This window comes from Duganella callida (assembly GCF_004614165.1).
Taxonomy (GTDB): Bacteria; Pseudomonadota; Gammaproteobacteria; order Burkholderiales; family Burkholderiaceae_D; genus Rugamonas; species Rugamonas callida.
Window position 1 is genome coordinate 28009 of record NZ_SPVG01000042.1, and the last position, 13722, is coordinate 41730.

Below are 13722 nucleotides of genomic sequence, written 5' to 3' on the forward strand. Positions count from 1 at the left end.
ATCCATTGCGTGGCGGGTTTGCGGCGTCGCCATCATCCAGGCGATTTTCTGCGGCCGTTGGCCCAGAAATGGCGGCTTTGGCCGGACTTCAGGTTGAACGGAACCACCTGGTCGCCGTAACGCACTTTGCCCGCGCCCTCGCCCGCCGTGCGGCGGATGGTGGCGGAGACCAGTTTGCCCTTGGCCCAGCTCAGATCTACCTCATAGCCGCCGCGTGCGCGCAGGCCCTTGACGGAACCGGTGCCCCATGCAGAAGGCAATGCCGGCAGCAGGTGGATTTCGCCGGTTTGCGATTGCAGCAGCATTTCGCAGATGGCGGCGGTGGCGCCGAAATTGCCGTCGATCTGGAACGGCGGATGGGCGTCGAACATATTCGGATAAGTGCCGCCGGCATTGTTCACTTCCGTGCCCTTGCTGCTCTGCTGAGCGGCGCGCGCGCCGGGCTTGGCCAGCTGGCCGCGCAGCATTTTGTAGGCGTGATCGCCGTCCAGCAGGCGCGCCCAATACGCGGTCTTCCACGCCATCGACCAGCCGGTGCCGGCGTCGCCGCGCGCTTCCAGCGACTTGCGCGCCGCGGCGGCCAGCGCCGGCGTTTTGGTCGGCGATATCTGACGGCCAGGGTACAGCGCGAACAGATGCGAAACGTGACGGTGCGTATCGCTTGGCGTATCGAGCACCTTGTCCTTTTTCTCTTCCATCCACTCCAGCAGTTGCCCCCAGCTGCCGATGCCCGGCGTGGCCAACCGGTCGCGCAATGCGGCGATGCGGTCGCGATACTGCGTATCGCCCAGCGCATCGGCGGCTTCCACGGTATTGTTGAACAGGTCCCAGACGATCTCCTGATCGTAGCTGACGCCATCCTCGATCGGGCCGTGTTCCGGCGACCACCCGCGCGGCGCCACCAGGCGGCCATCCGGCAGCGGCTTGAGATAATCTTCCCAGAAGGCGACCGCCTCCCGCATCAAGGGATACGCCACCGCGCGCAGATAATTTTTATCCTGCGTGTAGGCGTAATGCTCCCAGAAGTGCTGCATGTACCAGGCGTTGCCGGTCTTGTTCCAGACGTACCCCATCGCGCCGAATGGATTGGATTCGGTGCGCACGGTCCAGCCGCGTACCGGTTTGCCTTGCGCGCCGACGAAAGTCTCTTCGCGCTGCACTGCCTCGCCGCTCAGGTCCTGTTTAGCCATCTGCACCGATTCCGGATGTGCCAAGGCCTGGGCCGCCGTATCGGCCACCAGCTTGCGGTACACCGGCGCCACGCTCTGCACAAAATCGAAAAACGGCTTGGCGTGCTCGGACAGGTTGGCCGGTTCCGCCGGCCAGTAGTTCATCTGGATGTTGATGTTGGTGTGGTAGTCCGAATTCCACGGCGGCGTCAGGCTGTTGTTCCACAAGCCCTGCAGGTTGGCCGGCAGCGCGCCGCGCGAACTGGAAATAAGCAGGTAGCGGCCGTACTGGAAGAATTGCGCCTCCAGCTCGGGATCGTTGCCCTCCTGCGTGTAAGCTTCGATGCGCTTGTCGGTCGGCAGCGCGCGACGGGCGGCGGAGGCCACGCCGAAATCCACGCTGGTGCGGCCGAACTGCGCGGCATAGTCCTTCTCGTGCGCGACCAGCAGCTTGGGCCAGGCGCGTCTGCCGGCGGCCGCATCCACCTGCGCGGACACGCGCGGCAGCGGCGCCTCACCCTGGAATCGTCTGGCGGCATCGGCCACGTAGCTGGTGCCGGCGCCGATGATCAGCGTGATGGCGTCGCTGTCGCTGAAGGTGATGCGATTACCCTCTATCGCCAGCTTGCCGCCCTCATTCAGCACCCGCACCTGACTGGCGTAGTCCATCGCATTGCTTGATGGCTGCCGGCCTTTGCCGCGCAGCGAGCCCACCGCCGTGATGCGATTGCCCTGGGCGCCGATCTGCGCATCGTGCATGTCGGTCAGCTCGATCGATCCGGTGTACTGGCCACGCTTATCGGCAGTCAGCCGCACCGCGATCACCTGCGCTGGATAGCTGGCCAGCGCCTCGCGCGTGAACTTCACGCCGTTGTGGGTGTACGTCACCGTATGCAGGCTGCGCCCGATGTCCAGCCGGCGCGCATAGTCGGTGGTGCCCTGCTCGTGGCCCGGCAGGTTGATGTAGACATCGCCGAACGGCTGATACGCCCCCATCACCTTGTCGTCGCCGGTCCACAGCGTGATGTCGTTGAACTGCAGGTGCTCGCGCGCCAGCTGGCCGAACACCATGGCGCCGATGCGGCCATTGCCGATCGGGAGCGCCTCCTTTTCCCAGTCTGTCGCCGGTTGGGCGTAACGCAGGGTCAGGTCGGGCGCCGCCACGGCGCTGGCGGAGACCAGCACCAGGACGATCAATGGCTTCATTGCGGCGCGATCTTCACCAGCACGATGTCGTTGACGCGCATCCTGACCTTGACACTGGCCGCGCCGGACGCCGGCACACGCACCGTGGTGGTTTCTGGACGGTCCATGGTCAGCGCCTGCAGGCGCTCGACCTGCCTGGGTGACAGCACCTTGGGCGAGCCCATTTTCAGATAGGCGGTATGCGCGTCGTTGGCCTCGAATCCGGTGCGGTAAACCTTGACCGCATAGGCGCCGGGCTTCAGACCTTTCAGGTCGATGCTGACCGGCTGACTGTCGCGCGTCGGCTGCACGGTGGTGTAGAAACCGCGATTGCTGCGGCCCTGGCGTGGCGTCTGGAAGTCCCATGCCAGCACCTGCACGCCGCTGCCGTCCTTGGCCGCGTAGCTTTGCGCATCGGCCGTCTTCACCGCCGTGTCGCCCAGCTGGTTCAGGTACTTGTACGCGAACCAGGAAGGCTTGCGTATGCCCTGCGGATTCATCAGACCGAAGCCGCCTTCGAACGGCGCGGTCGGCGGACCGGGTTCCTCGAACAAATCGGTGTAGGTCCAGTAACTCATGCCCTGCGCCACGCCCTCGGTGGCTTTCAGCTTGCTGAGGATGTAGGGCGCGCTGATGTAGGAATCATGCACCGGATCGCGCGGCGTGTAGCTGGTGCTCCACTCGGTGAAGTACAGCGGCATGTCGAGGTGGCCGGCCAGCGCCATCTCCTTGCGCACCTTGCGCACGTCGCCGATGATGGCGTCGGGCGATGCGGACAGCTTGGTGTCCTCCTTGCCGTTTTCGTCGAGGAAGCCGCCATCCACGCCGTAAGTATGGGTGGTGACGAAGTCCACCGCCGCGCCGGACTGTCTGGTATGCGCCAGGAACTCCGGCACCCATGCCGCGCCGGCCGTCGCCGGCCCGCCCACGCGCAGCGCCGGATCGATCGCCTTGATGGTGCGCGAGGTGATGTCGAACAGCTCGAAATACGCCTTCTGGTCCGCCTTCTCCCAGAAACCATCCAGGTTAGGCTCGTTCCACACTTCGAAGAACCAGCTGCGCACCTCCTCCTTGCCATAGCGCTCCTGCACGTGGCGGATGAAGGCGTCGATCAGCCCCGCCCATTTCTTCGGATCGGGGTGCGAGGTATTGCCCTTCCAGTAGAAGATGCTCAGGTCCGACGAACGCATCGCCAGCGGCGTGAAGCCCAGTTCCACGAACGGCTTGATGCCGATCTTGAGCAGATGGTCGTACAGGTAATCGAGCCTGGTCCAGTCGTAGACCGGCTTGCCGTCCACTTCCTTGTAGGTGCCCAGCACGTCGTGGAAGATGGCGTGGAAGCGGATGTAGCGAAATCCCAGTTCGTCCTTGGCGGTCTTCAGCTGCGCCAGGCTGTCGTCGCGTATCAGCGTGCCCGGATAGTCGGAGCCCACCGACAGATCGGCGAAACGGTCGCGCGGCGTGCCGGCGGCCGCCGCATCCACGGCGATATGGCGCACATCGGCCGGCGCTGCCACCGCCGCCGCGCCCAGCGCAAACAGTACTGCTGCAGTCAAAATCTTCATATCAACGCTTTACAGTGATCGCTTTACCCTCATAGCTGACAGTCTTGTCGGCCACGTCGAAATTGTCGGTGGTCGAAACGCCCGGCTTGATGAAGCGCACCTTGAACTGGCGCTTGGCCACCATGCCCTTGTACTGGCCGCTGCGTTCGCCGATGGTCACCACGCCCGTCTTGTCGTTGTAGCTGAACGGGATGCGCGACGCTTCGCCGCGCAGATAACCATTGCTGACGCCATCGTCCTCGTACAGGCTGAATTTGCCGTCCGCGCCGGTGTACACCACCAGCGTGATTGGCGCCTCCGGCTTTTCGTCCACGTACTGCGTCACCGGTCCCATCGGCACGATGGCGCCGGCCTTCACCAGCACCGGCATGCGGGTCTCCGGCGCCTTGACGGTCGCCGTGGTGCCGCCCTTGTGCAGCTCACCGGTATACAGATCGTACCAGTTTGCGCCCTTGGGCATGTAAACGCTGCGTTCACGCGCGCCGTAGACGTACACCGGCGCCACCAGCATGTTGTGGCCGAACAGGTACTGGTCCTTGATGTCCTTGACCGCTTCATCGTTCGGGAAGTCCATCACCAGCCCGCGCATGATGGCGCCGGATTCGTAATGGATGTCGGCGGCGGCCGAGTAAATATACGGCATCAGACGGTAACGCAACTGGTCGTACCAGACCATCGATTCGCGCATCGGCGAGCCGGCCGGCGAAATCTCGTGGATCTCGCGCTTGACCACCTCGCCGTGCGAGCGGAACAGCGGCGAGAAGGCGCCGAACTGGAACCAGCGCAAATTCAGCTCGCGCCATTCCTTCAGGTCTTCCGGATTGCCCTGCTTGATGCCGGTGCTGCGGTTCTCCTGCGCCGAGCCGACATCGCCGACCTGGAAGCGCGTCTCCTGCGCATAGCCGCCGATGTCGTGCGTCCAGTTCGGAATGCCGGACATGGAGATGCTCACGCCCGCCGAAATCTGGTCGTACAGATTGTTCCAGCGGCTGGCCGTGTCGCCGCTCCACACCGCGGTGGCGTTACGCTGGATGCCGGCGAACCCGGAGCGCGACAGGATGAACTGGCGCTTCTCCGGCTGGTCCTTGTGCAGGTGCGAGTAGAAGCCTTCCGTATGCACCAGGCTATACGGATTGAAGGTGATTTCGCCGCCGCCATAGATGGTCGGCCCGATCAGCTTCTTGAAATCGGCTGGACGCGTGTTCGACAGCACATCCGGCTCGGTATTGTCCATCCACCAGGCGTCGAAGCCCATGTCCACCAGTTTCGGCTTCATCTGGCGGTAATAGATGTCGCGCGCTTCCGGCGCATACGGATCGTAGTGCGAGTTCTTGTAGCCCGGGCCGACCCAGTCCAGCGCGCCATTTTCGACGTTTTTGGTCCACATGTGGCCCTTGGCCGCCAGCTCCTTATAGTTGTCGGTGTTCGAGTAGAACTTGCCCCAGATCGAAATCATGATGCGCGCGTTCGACTTGTGCACCTCGTCCACCATCGCCTGCGGATTGGGGAAGCGCGCCTTGTCGAAGTCGTGCGAGCCCCACTGGTCCTGCGGCCAGTAGAACCAGTCCTGCACCATGTTATCGACCGGCCAGCCCTGCTTGCGGTACTCGCGCAGCACGCCCAGCAACTGCTCCTGCGTCTCGTAGCGCTGGCGCGACTGCCAGAAGCCGTAAGCCCACTTCGGCATCATCGGCGCCTGGCCGGTCAGGTGGCGATAGCCGCCGATGACGTTGTCGATGCTGTCGCCGCTGATCACGTAGTAGTTGATGGCCTGCGCGACTTCGGACGAGAAGGTCAGCGAATGGCGCTCGGCATCCGGCAACGGGTCGTTGTGGGTGATGGCGATCATGCCGCCGCTCGGTTTCCACTCGACCAGCAGCCTGACCGGCTTGTCGGCCTCGAACTTCTGCTCGAAGTTGTGATACCACGGATTCCAGCCCTGGCGCCACACGTCCATGACTTCCTTGCCATCGACGGTCAGTTTGGCGTAGTCCGACGCATACAGCTGCATCTTGTGCACGCCGTTCTTCGGCGAGGTCATGGTGCCTTCCCATACCACCTTGAGATTCGCGGCTTTCGGATCGACTTCCTTCGGCCAGTTTTCTGCGACGTCCTTCAGGTATTGATAGGCGATGTCCTTTTCCTGGCGGGTGAACACCAGCTTGTCGCCGATGTAGTAGCGCGCGGTCAGGCCGCCGGCCTTGCCGTCGGCGTCGGCCAGCTTCAGGTCGCGGCTCAGCCACGCATACGGTTTGGCGTCGCCGAAGCGCGAGATCGCGTTGTTATCCCACAGGACGCCGTAGTTTTTATCGGAGACAACGAACGGCACGGCAATCGCCATGTTGTGCTGCATGAGCAGCACGTCTTCGCCGTTGAGGTTCATCTGGTGATTCTGATGCTGCCCCAGGCCGTAGAAGGCGTCCCTGGTGCCGTAGTTGAAGCCCTGCTTCACCGCCAGGAACGGCTTGCCGTCGATATCGACCGGCGCCATACTCTCCGCTTCCTGCGTCAGGAAGGCCTTGCCGGCGGCGTTAAAGAACTGCACCTGGCCGGTGGCCAGCGACACCGCCACCGAAATCTTTTTGGCCTTGAGCGTGACCTTGTCCTTGCCCGCCGCGGCGACGCTGAAGTTACCGCTAACAGGCGCGGCCACGGTCATCAGCGAGGGATTCAGCGGCTTGCCCGCCTGGTCCAGCTTGACCACGTGGATGATGTTGTCGCCCATGACTTCCAGGCGCACTTCCCTGGCGGCGCCGCTGTCGGGCTTGACCACCACGCCGGTGGCAGTCTTTTCGAACGTGCCGGCCATGGCATGGCCGGTCACCATCGCGGCCATGCAGGAGGCCGCGTAAGCGATGGTTGTAATGCGCATCTTGTCTCCGAATTTTTTAATAAGTACCGAGTTTAACCTTCAACACGACCGGATTGCCGGTCAGGTTGAGGCCATAGTCGGTCTGGTCGCCGTTCCAGTTGCGTTCCATGATCCACTTGCCGGCAGCGTCGTAGTGCCCTTCTTCCACGCGCGCCCACATCGACGGCTTGCCTTCGGCGTGATCGATCTTCACGCGCGCGCGCTGGCCGATGATGATGAATTCATTTTCCGCGATCTGCGCGATGGCGACACCGCCGTTGGGGATCTCGGTGCCGGCCGGTACGTCCTTGATGTTCTTGAAGTATTCGCGTTCGCCGAACTGCCACTCGCGGAACGAAATGGTAGCCTTCCAGCCCTTCATGTCGATGTGCTGCGGCTGGCGGTCGTCGCCCTCGGCCACGCCGTAGGTGCGGCCTTCGAAGGCCCATCTGGCCCACTGGCGGTCCATGCCGCGGAACACGGCGTAGATTTTGCCGAACGGTTCCACCATGGTCTTGTCGGTGGCCTTGTGGCCGAGCGGGAAATTGCTGTAGTCGGCGTAATCGATGCCGAACGGCGAGAAGCCGATCGCGCCCTTGCCCAGCACCAGATAGGTGTAGCGCACGTATTCGGCGGCATTGCTCATCTCCGGCACCATCAGCGGATTGTCCTGGCGCTGGAACAGGCGCACCGTGTTGACGAACTTTTTCCAGTCCGGGCTGTACACGTCGGGAGCGGCGAAATCGATGTGCGGCGCGGCGGCGCGGTAGATGTCGATCACGTCGTAGGTCGGGCCGCCGCTGGCGAAGTTCTCCTTCCAAGGCTTGACCGGATCTTCGGTCGAGTCGCGCAGGGCGTTATTCACGTACATCGGCAGGTTGTAGACGGCGCGGCCGGCCTTGGCGATTTCCTCGATATAGCTGGCGATCGACCAGGCGTGGAAGTATTCGTCGGCATAGTCGCCATAAACTTCCTTCCAGCTGCCGGTTTTGGCCAGCGCCACCGGCGATTTTTTATGATCCAGCACCGCCTGCGGCACCGGCTTGTTGAACAGCGCCTCGGCTTTGGGCGAACGGTCGCGCGCAAAGCCGTAGGTGCCGACTTCGTTCTCGACCTGCATCATGATCACGGTGCGCTGCGACTCGTCGATCTTCTTGATGTGGGCCATCAGCGCGACGAAGGCCTTCTTGTCGGCCTTGAGCGTCTCCTCGCCCTGCGGCGACAGGCAGTAGATCGGTTTGCCATTCTGGTCCAGCATGCGCGGGAAGCGCGCGTTGTCGAACTTGACCCATTCAGGGGTGTAGCTCGGACCGGTGTTCTTCCAGGTGCCGAACCACAGCAGCACCAGTCTGACCTTGTTCTTGCGCGCTTCCGCCAACAGCGCATCGACGTAGCTGAAATCGAACTTGCCTTCCACCGGCTCGATCTGTTCCCAGGCGACCGGAATTTCGAGGGTGTTGGCGTTCATGTCCTTGATGGCCGCGAACACCTTGTTCAGGGCCAGCGGATAGTTACTGGAATTCTGCGCCTGTCCGCCCAGGATGGTGAAGGGCGCGCCGTCCACCATCAGGGCGAAACGGCCGTCTTTCTGCACGATCTGCGGCATGTCGGGCGAACCCGCGGCGGCCGCCGCGCCAGCTGCGGCCATCATCATGGTGAGGGAGGAAACCAGCTGGCGGGCGGTGTGCTTCATCTAGTCTGAGCCTTTCTCGAATTAGAAGTCGTAGCTGAGTTTTGCCGTGACGCGGCGGCCGGTCTTGAACCATGCGCGCCCCATCATACCGATATTTTGCTGCATCAGCTGCTTGTAGGTCGCGTCGGTCAGGTTTTGCGCTTCCAGCCCGAGTTGCACCTTGTCGCTGAATTTGTAGAACACCGATGCGTCCAGCTGGCCATAGGCATCCGACCAGGTAGGCAGCGCCCAGGCCACCACGTGCTGGCCGTAGGTCGGGCTGGCGGGATTGGAATCCAGGCCGTCGGTGCCCTGGGTGCCGTTGACGTTCACGGCCTGCAGGGCCTTGGAGCGCCAGTTGTACGCCAGACGGGCCGACCATGGGCCTTTGTCGTACAACAGGGCCAGGTTATACGACTGGCGCGACAGGTTTTCCAGCGGCAGGTTGCCGAAGGTGGTGCCGTCGGTGTCGCAACCGTTCAGGTTCAGGTTGGCGTTATCGGCGGTGTTACCACCCGAGCAGTATTTCTGATACACCGGGTTGTACAACTCACGCTTGCTGTCGACGAAGGTGAAGTTGGCTTGCACGCCCAGGCCGGACAGCGCGCCAGGCAGCTTGTCGAAGTACTGCTGGAACGCCAGCTCCACGCCGCGCGCATGGCCCTTGGCGCCGTTGATCGGGCCAGTGGTGATGAAGTCGTGCATCTTGCCGGCGGTGTCGGGCAGCTGCGTGACGTAGCTCTGATTGACGATGATGTCTTTCAGGCGCTTGTTGAAGATCGCCGCCGTTAGCGAGCCCGATTGCGAGAAGTACCATTCCGCCGTCAGGTCGATCTGCTTGGAGGTGGTCGGACGCAGCATCGGGTTGCCCGAACCGGTACCGGTCAGGCTCACGCTGTTGACGGTGGTGACGCCATTGACGGTCGAGCTGTTGGCGGTTTCCGACAGCGTGGTGTAGCCCTGCAGCTGGGTGAAGTCGGGACGCGACAGCGCCGATGCGGCGGCAAAGCGGAACTGCAGCTTGTCGGTGGCCTTCAGACGCAGGTTCAGGCTGGGCAGGAAGTTGTGGTAGTTGTTTTCGTAGTCCTGCTTTTTCGCGAACGGCAGGATGTTCGGAATCGGTACGCCGGTCAGGGTGCCGCCGGTCGGCGCGGTCGAGTTGAACACGGTGTAACCCTGCGCGTTCGAATCGGTCTTCACATAACGCAGGCCGATGTTACCGTCGACCGGGTATTTCAGCTCATCCCAGCCGAAGCGCAGCTGACCATACACGGCCTTGGTCTTTTCCGACTGATCGTTGGTGCCGGCGTAGTTGTCGGCGCCGAAGCTGGCCGGCTGCCATTGGCCGCAGGTCTTGCCGTTTTCCGCGCACAGAATCTGGTAGTACTGATGCAGCGCCGCGTAGCTGCCGGGGAAGCCCTGTGCCAGCGACACATTCGGGAACACCACGGAAGGCACCGATACGCCACCGTTGAAGAAATTGTCGAACGAGTGCAGGTTGGTGTTGCCGCTGAAGCGAGGATCGCCCAGGTAGGCCAGGTGCGCGATATCGCCTCCGACCTGCCATGGCTGGGTGATCGCCGCCCAGTTGTAGCTCGGGTTCGAGTTCTGCGTCACCGCGTCACGGTCGGTCAGGCGGAAGCCGAAGCGGACGTCGCGCAGCACCGGATGATCGAAGTCGTATTTCAGGTCGGTCTTCCAGGCGGTTTCATTGGCTTCGCTCTTGTCCAGGTGTTCCATGGTGAACGCCCAGTAGTAATTGTTCGGATTGGCCAGATTGGCGCGGTCGGCGTCGGTGAACAGAATCTTCGGCACGTTGCCGGTCAGGTCCAGCGTCTCCTGCGGCATGGTCACGCCGGTTGCCACGGTGGAGTCGAAGCTGTTGGTCTTGGCCTTGATGTGCTGCAGGTCGGTGGTGACGGTCCACGCGTCATGACGCCAGCGCAGGTTCCACGATACGTCGGTGGTATCGGAGTTACGCTTGGCGGTGCGGGTGTCGTCGCCGAAGTTGATGCCGCCGTCGGCCGGATCGGTCAGGGTGCCGGTCAGCAGCGCGCCGGTGGGGCCGAACGTGGCGTCAGGCGAAACCTTGATGTTGTAAGGGCTCGACTGGGCGAAGATCGCCTGCTCGTCCCATTGCATTTCGTACTTCGACTTGAAGTAGGTCAGGCTGCTGGACCAGTCATCCTTTTTCCATTGCAGCGCGCCGTAGGCGCCTTCGCGCTTGCGGTTGAATTCAAGGGTACGCCACTGCGCGCCCTTCGGTACGAACACCCGGTTGCCCTTGGCGTCGGTCAGCGGGTAGTAAGGCTCGACCTGGAAGGCGTCGGTGCGGGTGCCGCTTTCCGAATAGGCCAGGTCCAGCAAGGCGCCGACTTCACCGATCGGAGTTTTCCAGCGATTGGAGATCAGGCCCGAATACGATGGCGAGGTCTTGCCCTTCTTCAGTTCCGACCAGGTGGTGTCCGCCGAGATCGACGACTTGAAGCCCTTATAGTCGAACGGCATGGCGGTGCGCAGGTTAACCAGGCCGCCGACGGCGCCTTCGATCTGCTCGGCCGATGGGTTCTTGTAGATGTCGACACCGGCCACCAGTTCCGGCGGCACGTCGCCGAAGTTCAGGGAACGGCCGCCGTTGGCGGAGAACGAGTCGCGGCCATTCAGTTCAGAGCGCACATAGCTCAAACCGCGGATCGACACGCCCGAGCCCTCGACCGAGAAGTGCTCCGGGTCGCCCTTGGCCATGGTGCGATCGATGGTCACGCCGACCACGCGCTGCAGCACTTCCGTCACCGAGCGGTCGGGCAGCTTGCCCATGTCTTCGGCGACGATGGAATCGACGATTTCGTCGGAATTCTGCTTGATCTTCTGCGCCGATTGCAGCGCGGCGCGTTGACCGGTCACCACCACGGCGACTGGCTCGCCTGCTGGTGCTTCGGTCTTGGGTGCATCGGTGGTCGTCTGGGCCATTGCGGCGCCGGCCAGCATCAGGGACATCTGAGCCAGGCCTAAAGCGATCGCTGTTTTTTTGAACTGTTTCATCTACGCTCTCCAAAGTTATACGAATATTTCATGGCTCGTCGGCCATTTGTTATTGGCATTTCAGTCGTCTGTGGGGTGTCAAGGGAATCGCGGGATGAGTTCAGCCCGCAGGCGCTGAAAAGCGCGGCATTCGGATGTCCATTGGTTTCGTCTCGCTCGTTATTTATTTGTATCGCTGCTGCTAGCCGGCGGGGTGCTACTGCGCGCGATTTTGAGCCATTGTGCTAGTTACACAATTGAGGGGCAATTGCGAAATTCACCAAGCGAGAGAATGATTATGAGCAATCGTCGCGTTGAACATACAGGCGCTACGTAAAGCACCTGAGTCGCAGCGGCCGGGCGGCCGCCGCGAGGGAATTGCTTACTTGCCCGCGATCTGGGCCTGGGTGTAGAAGCCGTCCTTGACCACCAGGTCGACGTTCGCTTTGGTCAGCGGAATAGGCTTGAGGAATACCGTATCGACCTGCTTGAAGCCGTTGTCGTACTTGGCGTTGAAGCCCGGCTTCTCGTTGCGCACCAGCTGCACCGACAGCTTGGCCGCTTCCGATGCGATCAGCTTGAGCGGCTTGTAGACGGTCAGGGTCTGCGTGCCCGCCACCACGCGCTTCACCGCCGCCAGATCGGAATCCTGGCCCGACACGGCCACCTTGCCGGTCAGCTTTTGCGCGGCCAGCGCCTGAATCGCGCCGCCGGCGGTGGCGTCGTTGGAGGCCACCACGGCATCGATCTTGTTGCCGTTGGCGGTCAGCGCATTTTCGACGATGGACATCGCTTCGGAAGGGCTCCAGTCCTTGACCCACTGCTGCCCCACCACCTTGACGTCGCCCTTGTCGATCAGCGGTTGCAGCACCTTCAGCTGACCTTCGCGCAGCATCTTGGCGTTGCTGTCGGTCGGCGCGCCGCCCAGCAGGTAGAAGTTCCCTTTCGGCTTCACCGCCAGCACGCCCTGTGCCTGCAGCTCGCCGACCATCTTGTTGTCGAACGAGATGTAGGCGTCGATGTCGGCGTTCATGATCAGGCGGTCGTAGGAGATCACCTTGATCTTGGCCTTCTTGGCTTCGCGCACGGCGTTGGTCAGCACGGTGGCGTTGTAGGGAACGATCACCAGCACATCCACGCCGCGCGAGATCAGGTTCTCGATCTGGGCGATCTGGCGCTGCTCGCTGGCGTCGGCCGACTGCACGAACACCTTGGCGCCCTGCTGCTCGGCCGCCGCCACGAAGTAGTCGCGGTCGCGCGCCCAGCGCTCCAGGCGCAGGTCGTCGATCGAAAAACCGATCTTGGGGTGCTTGGCGTCGGCCATCGCGTTGCCGCCGGCGAAGGCCATCATCACGGCAATTGCGGCCGTGCTCAGTATCTTTTTCATCGTCTAAGTCTCCAGTTTTTAGCAGGTTCTTTTCCCTGCGCCGCTATAGTACATCAGGCGCCGTACCAGCCGGCGTCCACATAGTATTCGCGTCCCGAGCAGCGCGCCGCGCTGTCGGATGCCAGGAACAGCGCCAGCGCCGCCACGTCGGCGATCTCCACGCGCCGCGGCAGGCACTGGCCGGCCAGGATGCGCGCCTCTTCTTCCGGCGTATGCCACAGCGCCTCCTGGCGCGGCGTGCGTATGCCGCCGGGGACGATGGTGTTGACGCGGATGTTGTGGCGCCCCAGATCGCGCGCCAGGCCGCGCGTCATGCCTTCGATGGCGGCCTTGGCGGTCATGTACAGGGTCAGGTCGGGCAAGGCCAGGTGCCAGGAGATGGAACCGAAATTCAGGATCACGCCGGCGCCGGCTGCCTGCATGCCGGGCACCACCGCCTGCGCGCAGAAATACTGGTGGCGCAGATTCACGGCCATGCGGTTTTCCCAGTACGCGGGCGTGACATCGGCCACGCCGTGGCGGTCGTCGTTGGCGGCGTTGTTGACCAGGATATCGACCGGGCCGATCGCCGCGAACACTGCGGCCACCTTATCGAGGTCGGTCAGGTCGCAGGGCACGAACACCGGCGGCGTCGCCAGCGCGGCCAGGCTGGCCTGCAGCGCGCGCGAATCCGCTTCCGCGATATCGAGAAACGTGACCAGCGCGCCCTGGCGCGCAAAGGCTTCCACCATGCCGCCACCGATGCCGCTGCCGCCGCCGGTCACCACCACGCGCTTGCCGGCGAGGCTGGGATAAATCGCCTGCTCACGCGGCGTATTGAATTGTTTTTCCAAGGTCGTGTCTCCAAATGAACTGGAGAATTCTGACCCGCC

Annotated in this window: 7 protein-coding genes; all 7 read right to left on the reverse strand. The window is 62.8% G+C overall.

Annotation, left to right across the window (positions count from 1 at the left end; translation table 11 throughout):
* Positions 1 to 32: 32 nt before the first annotated feature.
* Positions 33 to 2375 (reverse strand): glycoside hydrolase family 95 protein, encoded by a 2343-nt coding sequence (locus tag E4L98_RS04635; RefSeq protein ID WP_135200405.1) that lies wholly within the window; start codon positions 2373 to 2375, stop codon positions 33 to 35.
* Entirely contained in the window at positions 2372 to 3919 is a 1548-nt protein-coding gene (locus E4L98_RS04640; protein ID WP_135200406.1) for a GH39 family glycosyl hydrolase, read from the reverse strand. Before E4L98_RS04640 ends, E4L98_RS04635 begins: the two co-directional genes overlap by 4 nt.
* 1 nt (position 3920) lies before the next feature.
* Positions 3921 to 6791: a TIM-barrel domain-containing protein gene (locus E4L98_RS04645; RefSeq protein WP_135200407.1), complete on the reverse strand. Its 2871-nt coding sequence runs from the start codon at positions 6789 to 6791 to the stop codon at positions 3921 to 3923.
* 16 nt (positions 6792 to 6807) lie between these two features.
* Positions 6808 to 8463, reverse strand: a complete 1656-nt coding sequence (locus E4L98_RS04650) for a GH35 family beta-galactosidase (RefSeq protein WP_135200408.1) — start codon at positions 8461 to 8463, stop codon at positions 6808 to 6810.
* Between the two features lie 21 nt (positions 8464 to 8484).
* Entirely contained in the window at positions 8485 to 11484 is a 3000-nt protein-coding gene (locus E4L98_RS04655) for a TonB-dependent receptor (RefSeq protein WP_135200409.1), read from the reverse strand.
* Positions 11485 to 11845: 361 nt separating this feature from the next.
* Positions 11846 to 12814: a D-xylose ABC transporter substrate-binding protein gene (xylF, locus tag E4L98_RS04660; RefSeq protein ID WP_371857192.1), complete on the reverse strand. Its 969-nt coding sequence runs from the start codon at positions 12812 to 12814 to the stop codon at positions 11846 to 11848.
* Positions 12815 to 12903: 89 nt separating this feature from the next.
* Positions 12904 to 13683 carry a D-xylose 1-dehydrogenase gene (xylB, locus tag E4L98_RS04665; RefSeq protein WP_135200411.1) on the reverse strand — a complete coding sequence of 260 codons (780 nt, stop codon included), beginning with the start codon at positions 13681 to 13683 and terminating at the stop codon, positions 12904 to 12906.
* Between the last annotated feature and the right edge of the window lie 39 nt (positions 13684 to 13722).